Here is a 19,163-nt window from a genome sequence, read left to right on the forward strand (position 1 = left end):
ACCGGCATGCTCACTCATCGCGCCAGCGGAATTCTTCTGCACCCCACCTCCCTGCCAGGAAGATTTGGCCTCGGCAGCCTGGGCAAAGAAGCCCGCCGCTTCATCGATTTTCTAGCTGACAGCCAACAGAGCGTCTGGCAGATTCTTCCCCTCGGGCCAACGGGGTACGGCGATTCCCCCTACAACGCCCTCTCCGCCTTCGCTGGAAATCCTCTTCTTGTCGACCTGGAAGACCTCGTAGTCAATGGGGATCTCGACGCCGCCGACCTTAAAGGAATCGACTTCGAAGAAGGGACCGCCCACTTCAGTCAGGCTCATCTCGTCAAGGACAGACTGCTGCGCAAAGGCGCCACCACTTTTTTCCGGCAGGGCGCTACCAATCGCGCCAGCGCCTTTGCCCGTTTCACTGAAGAACAGGGCTATTGGCTGCACGACTATGCCCTGTTCAAAGCTCTGCGAAATCATTTTTCCGGCCAAAGCTGGAGCCAGTGGCCGGAAGCGCTGCGCCGCCGCCAGCCGCAGGCTCTGCAGTCCTGGGGTGAGGACCTCGCCGAACCAATCCTGTTCGAAAAATACGCCCAGTTCGTCTTCTTTGAGCAGTGGTTTTCTCTCAAAGCCCACGCCCATGGCCGCGGTGTGCGGATTATGGGTGATATCCCCATTTTCGTCGCCTTCGATTCCGCCGATGTATGGGCGAATCCTCACCTCTTTTATCTTGATGAGAACCAGAATCCAACCCTCGTGGCGGGTGTCCCTCCCGACTATTTCAGTACGACGGGCCAGCGCTGGGGAAACCCGCTCTATAACTGGGAACGTTTGGAGGAACAGGACTTTTCCTGGTGGCTGGCCCGCTTTCGCTGGAACCTGGCCCTGACCGACCTGGTGCGCATCGATCACTTCCGTGGTTTCGAATCGTACTGGGCCATTCCGGCGACTGAGAAGACAGCTGTCGGCGGTCACTGGCGACCCGCAGCCGGCCGCAAGCTATTCCAGACGCTACAGGCGGCATTGGGTTCGCTCCCGCTTATCGCCGAGGACCTGGGCGTCATCACCCCGGAAGTAGAAGCACTGCGCGACGACTTTGCTTTTCCTGGCATGAAGATCCTGCAATTCGCCTTCGGTTCAGGTCCACGGAATCCCTACCTTCCCCACAACCTCACCCGGAACTGCGTCATCTACACCGGCACCCACGACAACAATACCACCCTCGGCTGGTGGAAAGCCCTGGCTGCCGCCGAAAAGACCGCGGTAAAACACTACCTGGGAAGCAGCTTGCGCGACATGCCCTGGGATCTGATCCGCTGTGCCCTGTCCAGTGTCGCCGGTCTGTGCATTCTGCCGATGCAGGATATCCTCGGCCTCGACGCCTCGGCCCGCATGAATACCCCCGGCACCAGCAGCGGCAACTGGGGCTGGCGTTTTTGCGGCGAGCAGATGACTAACGATAAAGGCGCAGGTCTCGCGGAGCTGACCCGGCTCTACGGCAGGGCACCCTTTTCGGGCGAATGAGCAGTTCTCGCTGTGCAGATGAACAGGTGCGAGGGGTGCGCATAAACGATTTTATACCTGCTGGCTTGTGTCTGGATAAACACTTATGGTAGATTCTCGCGAGGTATTCATTAATAACCTGGAACTCCGGACGGTGGAACCGCCCGACCAACCCTTGGAGGATCTCCGTGAAAAAGACTCGTATTCTGTTGTTGTCCTTTGCTGTGACGGCCCTGCTGGTTGCAGGCTGCAAGAACCAGAACAGCGAAACTCCCGCCGCCAGCCAACAACCCGCCGCGGCGCCGCAGGCTGAAGCTAAACAGGCTGCCGGCCAATCAGGAACCGTCGTTGAAACCATGAACGCCGCTGGTTACACCTATGTTCAGGTCGATACCGGCAGCGCCAAGATCTGGGCGGCCGCGCCTGAATTTGCCGTCAAGGTAGGGGACGCCGTCGTCGTACCCGACGGTATGCCCATGGAGAACTATCACAGCAAAACGCTGAACCGCGACTTTGACCTCGTCTATTTTGTTGATGGCGTCCTTGTCGGCGGTGCGGCCCAAGCTGGCGCCGAGGGAGCTATGCCTGCCGGGCATCCCGACGTTCGCTCACAGGCACCCGCGGCGGACATCGATCTCAGTGGCATCACCAAAGCCGCAGGCGGTCAGACGGTGGCCGAAGTCTATGCAGCCAAGGCCGACCTGGCTGGCAAAACCGTCAACGTCCGGGGCAAAGTGGTCAAATTCAGCCCCCAGATCATGGGTAAAAACTGGATTCACCTGCAGGATGGCTCCGGTGCCGAAGGGACCAATGACCTGACCATCACCACCGCGGAGACCGCAGCCGTAGGTGATACCGTCCTGATCAGCGGAGCCCTGGCGGTGGACAAGGATTTCGGCTATGGCTATCAATATGCCGTCATCGTTGAGGACGCCAAGGTTACCGTGGAGTAAGCATCCTCACCAACCGAGCACAAAAAAACGCCCCGGCCGTCATTGGCCCGGGGCGTTTTTTTGTGCAGGTAGAGCGGTACGTGCATCAGGAAGGGGTATTCGACCGGTGCAAAAAGGCGTGCACCTCCTCGGCCACCTGGCGCGGCAGACCAGGAACCGCCTGCAGTTCTTCCAACGAGGCTTCGCGGATTTTCTTCAGACTGCCGAAGTGTTTCAACAGCAGCTGGCGCCGCGACTTCCCTATCCCCGGCACCTCGTCAAGGGGGGAGCGAAGCGTGGCTTTTTGGCGCACCTTGCGATGGTGCGTAATGGCGAAGCGGTGAGCCTCATCCCGCAGACGCTCCAGCATGAAGAGGGCAGCCCCACCCTGGCGCAGCAGAACGGGATTTTTCCTCCCCGGCCGGAAAAAGCGCTCCTCGCTGCGCTCCACCGCCTTACCCCTGACGTTGCTGATCACCCGGCTCTTGGCAATACCGGCGATATCAATACGCTCCTGCAGATTCAATTCATCGAGAAGCGTTGCCAGTACGGCAAGTTGGCCCTTGCCACCGTCAATGAGAATAAAATCCGGCAACTCCCCATCGGCCAGCCCTCGGTTGAGACGGCGGCCCACCACTTCCCGCAGGGAAGCGTAGTCATCGGCCCCTTCGACGGTGCGGATACGAAAATGGCGGTAGGCCTCACTGGCCGGTTCGCCGTCGATGACGGCGACCATGCTCCCCACGCTGAAATCCCCCTGCACGTTGGAGATATCGAAGCATTCCATACGATGAGGCACCCGGTTCAGTTGCAGCCGCTCGCGAATCTCTTCCAGGACCTGCTCCCGCGCCTCACGCCGGCTGCCCCTCTCCCGGAAAGCCTCCAAGGCGTTGCGGCCCGCCATCTCCACCAGGGCCCGACGATCACCTCGCTGTGGAGCCGCCAGATGCACTTTTTTCCCCTTGCGATCCCCCAACCACTCGGCGAGGGTATCGCTGTCCGCCGGCAGAAAGGGGAGCAGCACCGCATCGGGAATGAGAATATCCCGGCCATAGAATTCCTGCAGAAAGGAAGAGAGGAGTTCATCGTCATCCATCCGCCACTCCAGATTGTAACTGCGGCGGTCAATCAGCTTGCCCTGGCGGATGAAGAGAACCGCCAGCTCGACCTCCCCTCCTTCACGGTGCAGACCGAAAATATCCTGGTCGCCGCCACCGGCGTCCCAGACTTTCTGGCGCTCCACCGTCTCCTCGATGGCGCGGATCTGATCCCGCAACCGGGCGGCCTCCTCAAAGCGCAGAGCGGCCGAGGCTTCCCGCATGCGCTGGCGGATCATGTCAATGACCTCAGTCTCTCTGCCCGAGAGGAGGGAAATCACGCCCCGCACCAACCGACCGTACTCTTCGGCGCTGATATGACCATGACAGGGCGCGCTACACTGTCCAATCTGATAGAAAAGACAGGGGCGCCGCCGCCGGCGGCAGATCTCCATGGGGTAGTGGCGCAACGGAAAGATGCGATAGATCTCCTTCAGAGTCTCACGCACGGCCGAGGAGGACGAGAAGGGGCCAAAATAGAGGGCACCGTCACGTTTGACCTTCCGCACCACCTGCAGAAAGGGAAACGCCTCCCGCAGATCCAGCCGCAGGGAGACATAGGTTTTGTCATCCCGCAGGTTGATATTGTAACGGGGGCGGTATTTTTTGATGAGGGTGTTTTCAAGAATCAGGGCTTCTTTTTCCGTATCCGTCACAATGGTCTCGATGCTATGGACCTTGTTCATCAGAAAGCGGATATGGGCGCGTCCGTCACCCTCCCGGGAGAAATAGCTGCGCAGTCGGGCGCGCAGATTCTTGGCTTTCCCCACATAGAGAACCGTTCCGCCGGTCTCCTTCATAAGGTAGACACCGGAAGCGGTAGGATATTTTTTCAGATCGACGTCCTGCACTGTGGACTCTCCGCCAATAAAAAAAGCCAGGGAAACCCTGGCTTGTCTGTGCATGAGGCCCTGTTTTATCCGGCAAGCCCGAGATGATCGTTTTCGATCTCAATAAAAGCCTTGAGAACCTCGCGGACCCGTTCCTCGCCGGCATCCTCCAGAAACTTCGCATAGACCTTGGACAGGCGCGTCTGGCGCTTGCCGGCCTCGGCCAGATTTTCTTTGTGAGACGGAGAACAAGAACCCGTATCATGCAAATCTTCGGGAACGGGCAGGCCCAGCATGCGGCAGACAATCTCGGCGTGGCGGGCTTCCTGGGCCGCCATGGCGGCAAAGAGAGCGGCGCCCTCTTCCGAATCAGCCACCTTGGATGCCCCCCGGTAGAACTGGCTGTTGTCCACCTGCTGGGCCAGGGCTTTCTGGAGATACTCGCGGCTCTTGCCTGACAACTCGGCAATGGCGTTTGGCTCATAGTCTCCAGCCGGGACAATGTACTCCTGACGGGCTCCGCAGAAGGGACAGTGGGTGGGTCTCACCGATTCGAGGTACGGCTCCGTACATATCCTGCAGCGAAAAACATCCATGGGCAAACCTCCTTCGAAGCAGGGCGAAGAATATCAGGGAGCCGATGGGCTGTCAACACAGTGGTTTAGGCAAAAGGACGCCCCCAAAACCGGCTTTTGGGTTAGCTATCGTTTTTATTGGTTTTTAGCAGGGCAGCTGTTATAATTACACGCTGTTTTAGCCGCAACGGAACCAGGAGGTTCCGGCAACCAAACCCTTGTGTAGGGAGCATATCGTGAATCCGCTGTGGGGCAATATTTTTCGCAAAAAATCTGAAGAAGAGTCCCTGGCTTACCTGCTGGGAAGAATCCCCTTGTTCACAGATCTGAGCGGGCGGGAAATCCGTCTGCTCGAATCCCTCGTCCACATCCGCCACTACGGTACCGGCGAAACGATTTTCAAGGAGGGCGATCCCGGCAGCGGTCTTTACATCGTCCGCTCTGGTCGTGTTCTCATCTTTCACAAGTCCCTGTCGGGCCTGGAGGAAGACGTGGCGGTGCTCGGCCCCGGTGATTTTTTTGGAGAAACGACCCTCACCGCCCCTGCCAGCAGGACTGCTTCGGCAAGAACTCTGGAAAATGCCGAACTGGTAGGACTTTTTCGCGCCGACCTGATGGAGGCGATCCCCAAAAATCTCACCCTGGCCAATAAAATCCTGATGGGTCTGACGCGTTGTATCAGCGAGAGACTTCACAGTGCCAGTCATGAAATCCGTCGTCTCAAAGCCCAACTCGAATCATCCGCCAAAGAGCATGAATCGACAGGGTTACCCGAATGACTGACTCCAGAAAATTGACCCGTCCACAAATCGTTCTTCTTTACCTGGTGCTGACGGCGGGCATTGCCAGCGGCCTGGCCATTTTTTCCTCGGCTACCAATGTTTTCGGTCTGCTGAGAACGGCGACTGCCGGCCTGATTCTTCCCCTGCTGCTGGCCCTGATCACAGCTTTCCTGCTCGACCCCCTGGTCAAATACATCGAAAGGGAGCACATCAACCGGACCCTCAGCATTTTCATTGTTTACCTCTTCATTTCCTCGGTCCTTTACCTGGCCGCTCGCTGGCTGATGCCCCAGTGGGTGGATATGTGGAACTCTCTGCGAACGGACATTCCACGCTATGCCGGCAACCTCGTTGCCTTTGTAAAAGAAGTGCAACTTGGCCTGCAGGCCCGCTTCCCCATGGTGGAGAGCTATGAATTCATCAGCAAAGCCCGAGGCCTGATTGAAGCGACTGTTGGCTACATTCTGGTGCAGACCCCCAAATCGGCCCTTCGCCTTGGCAGCCTGCTGATCCTCGTCCCCCTCTTTTCCTTTTTTTTCCTGCGGGATGGACGCAAGATTCTTCGCTCCACAATTTCCCTGGCGCCCAACCGCCAGTTTGAAATGCTGCATGACCTCTCCTTTCATATCAGCCAGCAGATGGCCCACTTCATACGGGGACGGATCCTCGAAGCCTTTATTATCGGCGTCGTGGTGACCGTAGGACTTTCTTTCACCGACATCCGTTATGCCCCCTTGCTGGGACTCTTCGCCGGAATCACCAACCTGGTACCCTATATCGGGCCCCTGGTCGGCATGATCCCCGGCCTGCTTATCGCGCTGACCGATCTCGGCATGGGCGGCCAGTTCTGGTGGATTGTCATGGTCTATGTCCTTATCGCCCAGGTGATCGTCGACAACTTCATCCTCATACCCATCCTCATCTCCCGTGTTTCCAACCTTCACCCCCTCTGGGTCCTGCTGGCCATTATCATGGGCGGCAAACTCTACGGGGTTTTGGGCATGATCATCGGAGTCCCCATCGCCAGCATCATCAAGATCGCTATTTTGGAAACGCGACATTACCGTCGGACCTTCCTTTTACCCGAACAACTCACGGAGCCTGACCGCCATCACTGACGGCTCATGGAGACTGTCAGGAATCTGCGCGGGGCTCATGACGCCAGCCTCGGCAGCTTGACTTTGCCGTATCGTATACACCATACTGCCCCTATTCTCCCTTGAACAATGTGGCTTCGATGAGCAAGTACCTTTTCGGTTTCGTCAAAAACCTCAAACTTCGCCCAAAAATGCTGGTGATCGTGCTGCCGGTGGTCCTCATCCCGATCTTCATCGTCGGGACGCTCATCGGCGTGACCGCGACCAAACAGGCCTATCGTGGCATCACCCAGACGAGTATGGATGACCTCGACCATATGGCGGGCTTCACACTCGACCTGCTCAACTCCCACTACCAGCAGTTCCAAGTCTACAAACAGGATAAGCGCAAGTCCTTTACCGAAGATATGGGCGTACTCACCGACTTTGCTTACAATCTCGTCGAAGCCCAGCACCAGCAGTATCGTAGCGGCAGTCTCAGCCTTGAGCAGGCCAAGGCGGAAGCAAAAAAGGCGCTAAAAAAAACCAGCGTGGGAGAAACCGGATATATCTACGCCATTACCACGGCGGGGGATCTCAAGGTTCATATTGCCCGGGAGGGGGAGAACATCATTGACGAACAGGATGAATGCGACCGTTATTTCATCCGCGAGATGATCGAAAACGCCCTTCACTCCAGAACAAACGAAGTTCAGTTCATCACCTACCCCTGGCGAAACGAAATCCTCGGCGATACGGCTCCCCGGCGCAAAATCGCAGCCTATCGCTATTTCCGCGAATGGGACTGGATTATCGCCGTCAGCAGCTATCTCGATGAAACCTACGAAGACCTGGCCTTTGAGACCCGCTCTCTGGAAGAACTCAAAGACAAACTGAAAAGCAAAAAAGTTGGTAAAACCGGCTATATTTTCTGCATGGACAGCGAAGGTGAATTCACCGTGCACCCCGAGGCGGAGGGACAGAACCACTACGACGCCGTGGATTCGGAAGGAAATCACTTTCTGCAGGAAATGATTGAAAAGAAAAACGGCTGGATCCGCTACCCCTGGCTGAACCCCGGTGAAGCCGTCCCCCGCATGAAAATAGTGCGTTATGTCTACTTTGCCCCCTGGGACTGGATTGTCGGTGTCGGCTCCTACGAGGACGAGTTCTACCTGGAAGCCAATCTCATCAAATGGCGCATCATCACAGCCATGCTGCTGCTACCGCTTTTCGTGGGCATTGCGGCTGTCGCTTTAATTTTCCTGGCTTCGAAGATCTTGACGGAACCCATAAATCACATGATCGATGTCATCCGCCAGGTCAAACAGGGCCGACTCAACGTGCAGATGCAGGTGGAAACCCAAGACGAACTGGGCGAGCTGGCCACCACCTTCAACCGCATGACTGATATCATCAAGCGTAATCAGGAAATGGAGGCGGCTCTCGCCCAGCAGGGGAAAATGGCTTCCCTGGGAATCCTCTCTTCCGGCGTAGCCCACGAAATTAACAATCCCCTGGGTGTCATCCTGGGCTACGCCAGCTACATGGAAGGTAAGATCCCGCCGGAAGATCCCAACTATAAATATATCCACGAGATCAAACGGGAGAGCAAACGCTGCAAAAAAATCGTTCAGGATCTTTTGAGTTATGCACGCACGCCCAAACCGACCCTGGAGCAGACGGACATCAACGATCTCCTCACCCAGATTACCGACTTTGCCGCCAATCACACGGACATGCACCATGTCACAGTCGTCTGCGATTTTGCCAGCGACCTTCCGCACATCCCCGCTGACGGCGACCAGATGCGGCAGGTGGCCATCAACCTGATTCTTAATGCCGGCCCCGCCATGGCGGAGGGCGGACAGCTCGTCGTCGGTACCCGCCTGGGGGATGACGGCTATCTTCACATCACCTTCCGTGACAATGGCTGCGGCATCCCGCCCGAAAATGTGGAGAGGATCTTTGAACCGTTCTTCACCACCAAGGCACGAGGCACCGGCCTGGGCCTCGCCATCACCAAACAGATCATCGAGCAGCACCATGGCAAGATCACCCTGGAAAGTATCGTTGGAGAAGGGACCACCGTCACTGTCCTGCTGCCCGTGACCCAAGAGGAAAGCTCCTATGGCTTCTAAACGCATCATGCTGATTGATAACGAAGAAGGCCTCTGCCGGATGATGGAGGCGATCCTCACCGACAACGGCTACACGGCCAAAGCCTACACGCGCTCCTTTGAAGCGGTGGAAGAATTCAAAGCCGCTGACTGGGACCTGGTTATCAGCGATGTTAAAATGCCGGGCATGGACGGGCTCGAAGTACTGCAGCGCATCAAGGAAAAATCACCCTCCACCCCCGTTATCATGATCACCGCCTTCGCCACGGTGGAGATGTCTATTCAGGCCCTGCGACGGGGCGCCTACGATATTCTGACGAAGCCTTTCGAGCCCGAGGAACTTCTCTACCGGGTCAAAAATGCCCTCAAGCAGACCGAGCTTTTTGAAGAGAACCAGGAGCTGCGCAAGGAACTGGTGGGCAAGTTCCGCTTTGACAATATCATCGGCGCCACCACCGGCCTGCGGCCTCTCATGGAGACGGTGGAAAAGATCGCCATCCGCGACACCTCCGTGCTCATTACCGGCGAGTCGGGTACGGGCAAGGAGCTGATCGCCCAGGCCATTCATTACAACAGCCCTCGCCGCGACAAGCGTTTTCTCGCCATCAACTGTGGCGCCCTGCCAGAATCCCTGCTCGAAAGCGAACTCTTCGGCTACAAAAAAGGCGCCTTCACGGGCGCGACGGAGAACCGGCAGGGACTGCTGGAAGCGGCCGATGGAGGGACCCTCTTTCTCGACGAAGTCGGCAATCTCCCGATGAACGTGCAGAAAACTCTGCTTCGATTTCTGCAGGAGCAGGAATTCCATCGCATCGGCGATACACGCCCCACCAAAGTGAACGTCCGCATCCTGTCGGCCACCAACGCGGATCTGCTAGCCGATGTCGAGAAGGGCTCCTTTCGCGAAGATCTCTACTATCGTCTCAACGTGGTGAATCTCAGGCTCCCTTCCCTGCGGGAACGCCGAAGCGACATCCCCCTGCTCGTGACCCACTTCATCAAACAGCAGAACGAGAAATTTGGCACCCAGATCAAAGGGCTCTCCAGTGAAGCCCTTAATGCAACCTGCCAGTTTTCCTGGCCTGGCAACATTCGCCAGCTGCGTAACGTACTGGAAGCCTCCATGGCCGTGGAAACAGCAGAGGTCATCCAGCTCGACACCCTGGCCCAGTTCATCGACACGGGCAAAGAATCCACAGCAGAACCAGACCCTTCTTCGGACGGTGAAAACGACTATTCATCAGCCCTGGCCGATTTCGAGATCCGTTATCTCAAAAGCCTGCTGCAAAAAAACGGCGGCAATATTGAAGCCGCCGCCCGGGAGGCCGGCATGAACATGGCGACTATCTATCGAAAACTCAAAAAATACGATATCAGCCGAGAAGATTTTTCCTGAGCCACGCTCGCAGTGATGCAAAGATCAATCCCCGTAAATTTGCATATCTGCAAAAAAATCGTGTGACCAAGATTTTCATTACAAGCCCCTGAAATTAAACAACTCACCCGCTCTCCAGGCGGAAGTCACCCGTATAAGTCAGCTGAGACAGTCTGGCCTGCTGCGCCTTTTTGCAGATTCGCAAAAAAAGCCTCCTCCCACCCCAACCCTTCCCATCCCCCAACCCATTGTTTTTAATAGTTTTTTTGTTTTCCTGTTTTTCCATGCGTATTGGTACGCCCTTTGCTCTTAAGCATAGTCAGTTGCTTCCGACGGTGCGAGGTGAGGCTTCGATCCGTTGAGGGACGGATCGAAACTCCCCCGCACCCGCTTTTCAACTCGGAAGACAGTTCGTCTTCCATGCGACGGTAATCCCGCCTATCAGAAACCCCGAAGGGAGTTTTTGCCATGATCGACAAATCCACGGTTTCAATTCTTCCCCTGTCATCTGTCTCTGTGAATTCCGCCCCTCTTGGTCTTTTAGGCCTTGGGCTCTCTGCCCTCCTGTTCGGTTTACACCTCACAGGGCTCTTTGTCATAAACAGCCACATTCTGGCAGCCTGCATGTTTTATGGCGGCGTTGGCCAAATTCTTGTCGGCATTATGGAGTGGCGCCGACAGCACACTTTCTGCGCCGTCACCTGCACGGCCTTTGGCCTCTTCTGGATTTCCCTGATTGCTCTGATCATTCTGCCCGAAGGTCATTCGGGGGCAGCGCCACAGACCGCCGAACTCGTCTCCTATCTCGCCATGTGGGGTATTTTCTCCGTTATATTTCTGATCAATGCGCAGGTTCCAGCCCCGCTCAAGTTGGTCTTTGCCGGCATGTCCGGCATGATCTTAACTCTGGCGGTGGCAATATCCCTGCCCAGCCCGACCCTGCGGATTCTCGCCGGCGCTTTCGGCCTGCTGGCTGGGTCCATGGCCCTGTATGCCGCCATGACACCAGCCTTGCGCCAGTTCTTCGCCAGCACATCAAAACGCTGAGTCTTTACAGGTGCCAAGGAATCAACCCTACGGTTGAATCCACCAAAGGCCGCCGTTACCACACTTGCAGCTTTCCCTTGACAACCCGCCTCGCCGGCGGTTAATTTAAAATGACGTTTTAACATACCCCCATGGCAGGGCATGCCATAGCTGTACTCCGATTCCCTGTACGTCCGTCCGAAGAAATTTGGGGAACGAGCCACGAGGAGAGCTTGTGAACGCCCGACTGAGCCAACATCTTACCCTGCTCGGCCTGTGCTCCATGATCTTTTACGGTGTCATGCTCGGCACCGGCAAACTCTCCATTGAGGTCATGCCTCATTTCGTCATTTCCGCTGTTATTTTCCTCACCTCTGGTCGCCTCATGCGCAAAGGGGCACGCAGCCAGGAAGAGCTGGACAAGGAGGAAGAAAAACGCAAAAAGCAGGCGGAAGTGGACTGGGAATGGTTTACGGCCATGTTCAACTGGACCATGGCCCTCGTCGTCATGGGCACTCTCACTGTCTTCCTGATGAAACCGTTAGGGTCCTCCTTTGTTCAAGCTCTCAAAAGCGTCACTCCCCATGCGCACTACGTCGACACCACCGTCCCCTGATTTCGTCTAAAGATCGCCCCCCTTTGTGAAAGTCTCCCTCCCCCTCAGGAATTTCCTGAGTTTTCCCCGCCTGCGCTTTATGCTAAGGTCATATCCATTTATGCTGGGGTCAAGACTCACAAGCTGAAGCCCCTGACATTCCATGTTTTCCAATGCAGGCTCCATCTACAGGGGAACCCCTTATGCCGTCCGACCAAAAACCTGGCAGCACCCCAAGTCAGCAGATGGCCCAGATGCAGGGGGAAATCGAACGGCTCCGGCACGAGTTACGTGAAAACCAGGAAGCCTATGCCACCCTGGCCGCGCAGGAGGCCCGTTACCGGTCGCTGATGGAACTGGCAGCGGATGCTATTTTTTTGGGGGATACTCAGGGCAACATTACGGCTGCCAACGCCAGCGCGTTGATCTTGACCGGATACGAGAGGGAAGAACTCATCGGCAGAAATATCTCCTGCCTCTTTTCGGACGAAGAGAGAGCGATAAAACCCCTGCGCTATGATCTGGTCAAAGCCGGCAAGGTGGTACTGACCGAACGGAATCTGTCCAGAAAAGACGGCTCCACGGTTCCTGTCGCCATGAACAGCAAAATGATGCCCGACGAGACCTATCACACAGCCATGCGCGACATCAGCAAATCGAAACACCTTGAGGGAGAGATGAATGCGGCCCACAGGGAATTGGAGAGATTTGTCTATACCATTTCCCATGATCTGCGCACCCCTCTGGCGGCGATCATCGGTTTTGCCGAATTCCTGCAGAATGAGCATGAAAAGCAATGGGATGGCCAGACGGAGGATATTCTCAGGGAGATTGAAAAAGCGGGAACAAAGATGCTGAAGCTGCTGGAGGATCTGCTTTGCCTGGCCACGGCAGGTCGACTGGAACGCCCCCAATCTCCGGTCCCTGCAACCGAAGTGGTGAACTCTGTCCTGACCGAGCTGAAAAGTCATCTGAACAATGCCGGCATCGAGGTCTCAGTCGGTCAGCTTCCCTCACTGCATGTTCCTGAAACCTTTCTCACCCAGATTTTCAGCAACCTTATTGGCAACGCCCTGCGCTACGCTACCGGGACTAACGACTGTATCCGTATCGATGGACAGAAACAGGGAAACGTGATTCGATTTTTTGTACAGGACCGGGGCAGAGGAATTTCAGAAAAGGAACGAAGCAGGATTTTTGAGGCTTTTTTCCGGGGTGAAAATACCCAAAAAGCGGATGGCTCCGGCCTGGGACTGGCCATCGTGCAGAAAGTAGCCCAGGCCTATGGCGGCAAAGCCTGGCTTGAGGATACGCCAGGCGGCGGCAGTACCTTCTGGGTCGAAATGGAAGATGTCCCGCCTGTCCACGGTCCTCTTAGCAGAGAATAGAACGTCGTCAGGCTGGCTATTCGCTGCGATCGGATCCCTTCCAGAACAGGGGCGAAACCAGATAGGCGACGGCAGCAATCATGGACACAACCAGAGCGGCGGTATAGTGATCGCGACGAACCCCCAGGGCAAGCAGAAACAAAAAGACCCCTAGAAAAAGTACCTTGGCGATTTTGGGAATCTTGGGCAACACCGTCCGGCCAAAGTGGGGATAGGGTACCCGTGAGATCATCAGCAAAGACGTCCCCACCACGATAAGGGCTGACAGCAGATCACCGGGAATCAGCACACAGGTCGTCCCCGCCAGCAAAGCACCGGCCGGCGATGGCATTCCCGAAAAAGTCCCCACCCCACCGGCTATCCCGGCCTTTCGTTTCTCCACCACAAAGCGCACCAGACGGTAAACCACCGCACCAACATAGCCGGCGCCGATCAGAGCACCGATCCACAGTTCGGCAAAAGAGGCAGTGACGATTAGTCCGACGGTAAGGCCGAAGCTCGTGCCATCGGCCACATCGTCAAAAAGCTCTCCCTGCGGTGTTGATCCCCAGCGCTCAGCTGCCCTGCCGTCAAAGAGGTCAAGAAACTGCCCGAGAAAAACCAGTCCCAGCGCGTAGACGGGTGGATGCCCGGCGAGTATCACCCAACAGCCGGCCAGTCCGCATACCAGGTTCAGAATGCTGAGGATATTGGCATACCAGTAGTTGGGAATAAGCTTGAAAAAAGTGGAACAGAAGGCCAGGGCGGCAACCATGCCCATCAGCGGCTGGATGGATCTTCCAAGGAGCGGCAAAGGACCGTAGATCCACTCCAGACCAACGACGATCAACAAAACCACAACCAGAAAGGTCTTGGCCTTACCGAAGAGGTTGGCCGCCTTGACCTTGATAAAATAGCGGGAGAGTTGGCCAGCAATATCGAAGGTCAGAAAAAACCCGACGAGATAGGGGTTGAGCCAGCCCCGCCAGGAGAGATACACCAGCATGGGGGTGTACATGAGCTTGTCGGAAAAGGGATCGATCGTCTCCCCTTCTTCCGTGTGGAGGTCGCATTTGCGAGCAATATCGCCATCCGTGATGTCGGTAATCATCCAGAAGGTAAAGAACAAAAAAGCCATCTTCGGATAGCCCATATGTAGCAAGGCCGCGGAGACAAAACCCATGGGATACCGGGCCCGGCTGATGGAATTGGGGTGGAGCCATGTATGACGACGCACCCAGGCGACCTGGCCGGGGGTTCGCAGAAAGTAAGTGACAGCAAAGCGCTCGGCCCCCAGCATCAGTAGCACCGGCAGGGCGATTTCAAGGAGAATGGAAGTGTATACAGTCATGGCGTCCTGTTACGGATGAGAGGGGAAGCAATAGCCAACATGCTGGCAGAGTAAATATCCTACGCCCCTCTTATCCCACCGGGGTCCCTCCCTGTCAACCCGAAAAAATGGAAGCCAGGGTCACTGACCAGCCTAGCGGCTGGGCTCCATCTACGGTCAAAAACCACAAAAACCCCACCGAATAGGCGGGGTTTTTGTGGTTCAATACAGGCGATATCCTGCGAAAGACAGTTTACTTGGAAGCTTCCTGATAGGCCAGTTCCTCTTCCTCGATGCCAACGGTTGCCGGCACTTCGACGGCCACTTCGGCTTTTTTGGGTCGCAGGGACAGGGACATCATGGCGCCGACCAGCAGCATGATACCGGCCACCATGAAGGAGGTGGTGAAGCCACCAAACTTGACATTGAGCGCCGCTGAAAGCTTGACCAGGACGAAGGCCCCGATGCCCCAGGCGGAGAACAGAATGCCGTAGTTCATGCCGTAGTTTTTAACGCCCCAATAGTCCTTGGCAAAGGAGGGGAAGAGGGACAGGTTCGTGCCATAGTTGAAGCCGATGAAAGTAGCCAGCAAAGTGACGATGACGGCACTCGAATTGGTGTTGCCCACCACCGAAATGGCGCCGAACATGAGGATGGCCTGGAAGACCAGCATGATGGTCAGGGTGGTGGCACGGCCGATTTTGTCAGAAAGGACGCCGGCAACGACGCGTCCGGCAGCGTTACCCACAGCCATAACGGCCACGGCGATAAAGGCCATCTCGCCCATGCTCTGCTTGGCGATGCCGGCGATGCTGCCGATAACCATAAGACCGGCACCAGCGCCGATGAAGTAAGTCAGCCACAGGGTGTAGAAGCGACCTTCACGCAGCATTTCGCCAGGAGCCTTTTCCACGGCCGAACTCTTTTTGGATGTGGCGGGCGCCGAACCGGCCGGAACGTAACCGGCGGGCGGGTTAGCGACCAGCAGGGCCATCCCGCAGACAATAACGATAAAAGCGATGCCCAGGATCATCATGGTGCTGTGCAGACCATAGCTACCCAGCAGGTACTTGCTTAGAGGCGCCAGGTAGACAGGGGCGATGCCGAAACCGGAAACAACGATACCTGCGATCAGGCCGGTTTTGGCCGAAGAGAACCACTTGAGCGCGGGAGGCGTAGCGGCTGAATAGCCGAAACCGAAACCGAGGCCGGCCAGGACGCCGAAGCCGAAAATCCAGCCCCAGTAGCTGGACGTCTGTGAGCAGACCAGAAAGCCGGCGCCGACCAGAAGACCGCCGACAATGGCAGTCATGCGGGGACCGACCTTGTCCTGCATCTTGCCGCCAATAATCATGGACAGGGCAAAGGCCAGACAGGCGGTAGCGTATGGATCGCCGGCGCCATCGAACAACTTGGCGATGTCTCCCTTGAGCATGCTGTAAGCATAAAGAATACCCAGAGCCAGGTTTATTCCGGTCCCGGCTAAAACGACGGTCCAACCTCTACTGCTCGACTGTTCAGACATTTTTCTCTCCTCTGTCATGGGTGAAATATAGGCTTCATGATAATGAGCCGTTACGTATCGCAACTGAAAAGACAAGGGCCAGCGTGATTTGAAGGGGATGTTTATCGTGGGCGTTTTCCGAGCAGCCGGGACAGCTTTTGCCTGCGGGGCCATGGCGGCTAGACCGGGCCGGGGCATATCGGTATGCGGCTCAGGCAGGGAACCAACACGCTCGGCGAGTTCCTGATACTTGGCGCAATCCCTGAACCGGCAGTTACAGAACGCGACGATGGTTTTCACATCGTGCGGTGAAATGTAACCGCAACCCACATCGCAATAATCTTCGTTCTGGCGAAAATAGGGACAAACCATCGTGAACCTGCTCCAATAGGATGTTGTCAGTTCGGGCCAGTCGGTTCCCGTGTTGTATACCTCATAGAGCAACCGCCATACCAATGTTTGATTTTTATCCTATTAATTTTTTTTCTGTAATGTTTTCGGAAACTTGAATGGAGACTGCGGATAGAAACCCTGACCAGTACGATCTCTGCATATTTGCACGAATGCAAAAGATTAAGGACTCACCAAAGCCTGGCCCAGGACGCTGGAAGGGGGTCTAAACCGCTGTCACAAGCGGGCTAAGGAGATAGGGAGGGTCGGAAGGCAAACCTTTCGCGGTGTCGCAATCAGCACCATTCGACATTTTGCAGTTCTGCAAAAAAACCGCCGTGAACTAAGGTTCCTGAGGAGAAGCAGGAAAATCATGGGGGAGAAAATAAAAAACCACCCCCAACGGAGGTGGCGCTCAAAACAGGTATTGGCAAGAGGGATCAGGCGCGGGAGACGAAACGTCCTTCGCGGGTGTCGACCTTGACGCGCTCGCCGGCCTCAAGGTAACCGGGAACCTGGATGTGCATTCCCGTTTCAAGAACCGCATCCTTGGTCTGGGCCGTGGCCGTGGCATTCTTGATCGCCGGGGCCGTTTCAGTGACCAGCAGTTCGACGATCATGGGAGGATCGACACTGACAACCCGTCCTTCGAAAACGCCGAGTTGAACGTCGGCGCCCTCCAGCAGGAAACCTTGGATCGGAGCGAAGAGTTCTTCATCCAGTTCGTACTGCTCGTAGTTTTCCAGATCCATAAAGACGCCACCATCCCCGGAAGGATAGAGGAACTGCCCCTTGCGCCGCTCGAAATCGGCTTCGTCGGCCTTGTCGCCCGCCTTGAAGGTCTTTTCCAGCACCTGGCCAGTGAGCAGGTTGCGATATTTGGTTTTGACCAGAGTATTGCCGCCACGGGCGGAAGGTGACTGGGTCGTCAGATCCAGGATAAGACAGGGCGCATTATCAAGCTGAATAACAAGGCCCCGTTTAAAGTCGGCGGTAGTGATCATGGTTGGCTCCTTTGCGGAAATTTGGGTGCGCCGGCAGAATGTATCACAGGGACATCAGGAAAAACAATCGGGCAGCTCAGGAATTTTTCAGTGACAAAACAAACAATCCTGTGATTAAATGCGCAATTCTCAAGGATTGATTCCCCCATCTGATTCCACATAAAAAAATTAACGAAGGAGAACGTTCCATGTACACCTGTGCCGACCTCAAAAAAGGCCTCAAGCTGATGATTGACGGCGAGCCCCACGTTATTGTCCAATTCGACTTCACCAAGCCTGGCAAGGGACAGGCCCTTTACAAGTGCAAACTGCGCAACATGATCACCGGCTCCCTTTTCGACCGCACCTACCGCTCCGGCGAGAGCTTCGAACCCGCCGCCCTGGAAGACTGTGACATGCAGTACCTCTACCAGGACGAAGCCGGTTATGTCTTCATGGACAACAAGACCTTCGAGCAGGTCACCCTGGCCGAAGAAACCCTGGGCGACGACAAATACTTTCTCAAAGACAACATGGAAGTAAAGATCCTCATGTTTAACGGCCGCGGCATCGGCATCACCCTGCCCAATTTCGTCAACCTGCGCGTTACCCAGGCCGATCCCTGGGTCAAGGGGGACACTGCCGCCGGCAACAACAAGCCCGCCACGGTCGAAAGCGGGTACAATCTATCCGTACCCTCCTTTGTCGAGCAAGGGGATCTCATCCAGATTGACACTCGCACCGGCGATTATGTCACCCGCGTCAAGGAATAAATGAGGATGGACCCGAACTGGGCTCTGACCAGGAAACGTCTGAACCTTGAAAAAAGAGCCCGGATTCTGCACAGGATCCGGGCCTTTTTTATGGAAGCCGGCTACCTCGAGGTGAGCACCCCCCATCGCGTACCCGCCAACGCCCCCGAGAGCTATATCGACCCTGTCGGCAGCGAGGGCTGGTACCTGCACACCTCGCCAGAATTGTGCATGAAACGCCTTTTGGCGGCCGGTTATGAGCGGATTTTCCAGATTTGCCCCTGCTGGCGCGGCCAGGAGAGAGGAAGTCGCCATCTGCCTGAATTCACCATGCTCGAATGGTATCGTACCGGCATCGACTATAATAGTCTCATGGACGAGTGCGAAGCCCTGCTGACCAGCCTGGTTCCCGACGGCACCCTGCGCTGGCAGGGTCAGACACTGCGCCTGGAGTCTCCGTGGGAGCGACTGACCGTCAGTGAGGCGTTTCATCGGTATGGCTCCGTCAGCCTGGAGCAGGCTCTGGCGACGGAAACCTTTGACGAGGTGATCGCTTTCGAGATCGAGCCAAAGCTTGGCTGCGAACGACCGACCTTTCTCACCGAGTATCCGGGCTCACTGGCGGCCCTGGCCCGCCGCAAACCAGGACAACCGGAGGTGGCGGAGCGCTTTGAGCTCTATGTCCTGGGGATGGAACTGGCCAATGCTTTCTCAGAGCTGACGGATGCGTCCGAACAGCGCCAGCGCTTTGAGGCCGAGGAGTCCAGGCGGCAGGCGGCAGGCAAGCCACCCTACCCGCTGGCGGAGAAGTTTTTGACCGAGCTGCCGCTTATGCCGGAATCGGCCGGAATTGCCCTGGGCCTTGACCGGCTCGTCATGCTGCTGACTGACGCCAACACCATCGACGAGGTGGTCGCCTTCACGCCGGAGGAACTATAAAC

The 19,163-nt window shown here is 56.3% G+C and carries 16 protein-coding genes; 11 read left to right on the top strand and 5 right to left on the bottom strand.

Going from position 1 to position 19,163, the window contains the following annotated elements; all coding sequences use genetic code 11:
* The first annotated feature begins 6 nt into the window (after window positions 1–6).
* Both malQ and AOP6_RS10860 read left to right on the top strand, forming a co-directional pair.
* On the top strand, window positions 7–1,509 hold the full coding sequence (gene malQ, locus AOP6_RS10855; protein WP_155876752.1) for a 4-alpha-glucanotransferase: 1,503 nt from the start codon (window positions 7–9) through the stop codon (window positions 1,507–1,509).
* Between the two features lie 167 nt (window positions 1,510–1,676).
* A complete protein-coding gene (locus AOP6_RS10860) occupies window positions 1,677–2,441 on the top strand; it encodes a nucleotide-binding protein (RefSeq protein WP_155876753.1) in 765 nt (254 codons plus the stop codon).
* 85 nt (window positions 2,442–2,526) lie between these two features.
* Here AOP6_RS10860 and uvrC read toward each other — a convergent pair whose 3' ends face one another.
* Both uvrC and AOP6_RS10870 read right to left on the bottom strand, forming a co-directional pair.
* A complete protein-coding gene (uvrC, locus tag AOP6_RS10865) occupies window positions 2,527–4,422 on the bottom strand; it encodes an excinuclease ABC subunit UvrC (RefSeq protein ID WP_155876754.1) in 1,896 nt (631 codons plus the stop codon).
* An 11-nt stretch (window positions 4,423–4,433) separates the two neighbouring features.
* Complete coding sequence (locus AOP6_RS10870; RefSeq protein WP_155876755.1) at window positions 4,434–4,943, bottom strand: ferritin family protein; 510 nt, start codon at window positions 4,941–4,943, stop codon at window positions 4,434–4,436.
* Window positions 4,944–5,158: 215 nt separating this feature from the next.
* Here AOP6_RS10870 and AOP6_RS10875 point away from each other — a divergent pair, with 215 nt between their 5' ends.
* The 7 genes from AOP6_RS10875 (at window position 5,159) to AOP6_RS10905 (ending at window position 13,284) form a co-directional block, all read left to right on the top strand.
* On the top strand, window positions 5,159–5,701 hold the full coding sequence (locus tag AOP6_RS10875) for a cyclic nucleotide-binding domain-containing protein (protein ID WP_213194567.1): 543 nt from the start codon (window positions 5,159–5,161) through the stop codon (window positions 5,699–5,701).
* The gene (locus AOP6_RS10880; protein WP_155876757.1) at window positions 5,698–6,822 is read left to right on the top strand and encodes an AI-2E family transporter; all 1,125 of its coding nucleotides are present in this window, start codon (window positions 5,698–5,700) and stop codon (window positions 6,820–6,822) included. Before AOP6_RS10875 ends, AOP6_RS10880 begins: the two co-directional genes overlap by 4 nt.
* A gap of 119 nt (window positions 6,823–6,941) precedes the next feature.
* Window positions 6,942–8,921 (top strand): cache domain-containing protein, encoded by a 1,980-nt coding sequence (locus tag AOP6_RS10885; RefSeq protein WP_155876758.1) that lies wholly within the window; start codon window positions 6,942–6,944, stop codon window positions 8,919–8,921.
* Window positions 8,911–10,296 carry a sigma-54 dependent transcriptional regulator gene (locus AOP6_RS10890; RefSeq protein ID WP_155876759.1) on the top strand — a complete coding sequence of 462 codons (1,386 nt, stop codon included), beginning with the start codon at window positions 8,911–8,913 and terminating at the stop codon, window positions 10,294–10,296. Before AOP6_RS10885 ends, AOP6_RS10890 begins: the two co-directional genes overlap by 11 nt.
* Before the next feature lie 447 nt (window positions 10,297–10,743).
* Window positions 10,744–11,322: a GPR1/FUN34/YaaH family transporter gene (locus AOP6_RS10895; RefSeq protein WP_155876760.1), complete on the top strand. Its 579-nt coding sequence runs from the start codon at window positions 10,744–10,746 to the stop codon at window positions 11,320–11,322.
* A 214-nt stretch (window positions 11,323–11,536) separates the two neighbouring features.
* Complete coding sequence (locus AOP6_RS10900; RefSeq protein WP_155876761.1) at window positions 11,537–11,917, top strand: hypothetical protein; 381 nt, start codon at window positions 11,537–11,539, stop codon at window positions 11,915–11,917.
* 182 nt (window positions 11,918–12,099) lie between these two features.
* Window positions 12,100–13,284 carry a PAS domain-containing sensor histidine kinase gene (locus tag AOP6_RS10905; protein WP_213194569.1) on the top strand — a complete coding sequence of 395 codons (1,185 nt, stop codon included), beginning with the start codon at window positions 12,100–12,102 and terminating at the stop codon, window positions 13,282–13,284.
* A 16-nt stretch (window positions 13,285–13,300) separates the two neighbouring features.
* Here the strand turns inward: AOP6_RS10905 and AOP6_RS10910 are convergent, their stop codons facing one another.
* From AOP6_RS10910 to AOP6_RS10920, 3 genes are all read right to left on the bottom strand, one after another.
* Window positions 13,301–14,614, bottom strand: coding sequence for a CDP-alcohol phosphatidyltransferase family protein (locus AOP6_RS10910; protein WP_155876763.1), 1,314 nt, complete (start codon window positions 14,612–14,614; stop codon window positions 13,301–13,303).
* Between the two features lie 232 nt (window positions 14,615–14,846).
* Window positions 14,847–16,469 carry an OFA family MFS transporter gene (locus tag AOP6_RS10915; protein ID WP_225897278.1) on the bottom strand — a complete coding sequence of 541 codons (1,623 nt, stop codon included), beginning with the start codon at window positions 16,467–16,469 and terminating at the stop codon, window positions 14,847–14,849.
* A 458-nt stretch (window positions 16,470–16,927) separates the two neighbouring features.
* Window positions 16,928–17,491, bottom strand: a complete 564-nt coding sequence (locus tag AOP6_RS10920; RefSeq protein ID WP_155876765.1) for an elongation factor P — start codon at window positions 17,489–17,491, stop codon at window positions 16,928–16,930.
* 188 nt (window positions 17,492–17,679) lie between these two features.
* Between AOP6_RS10920 and efp the strand changes: the two genes are divergently transcribed.
* Together efp and epmA are read left to right on the top strand one after the other, a co-directional pair.
* Window positions 17,680–18,243, top strand: coding sequence for an elongation factor P (gene efp / locus AOP6_RS10925; protein WP_155876766.1), 564 nt, complete (start codon window positions 17,680–17,682; stop codon window positions 18,241–18,243).
* A 6-nt stretch (window positions 18,244–18,249) separates the two neighbouring features.
* Window positions 18,250–19,161 carry an EF-P lysine aminoacylase EpmA gene (gene epmA / locus AOP6_RS10930; RefSeq protein WP_155876767.1) on the top strand — a complete coding sequence of 304 codons (912 nt, stop codon included), beginning with the start codon at window positions 18,250–18,252 and terminating at the stop codon, window positions 19,159–19,161.
* Window positions 19,162–19,163: the final 2 nt, after the last annotated feature.

It is taken from the genome of Desulfuromonas sp. AOP6 (assembly GCF_009731355.2).
Classification (GTDB): domain Bacteria; phylum Desulfobacterota; class Desulfuromonadia; order Desulfuromonadales; family SZUA-540; genus SZUA-540.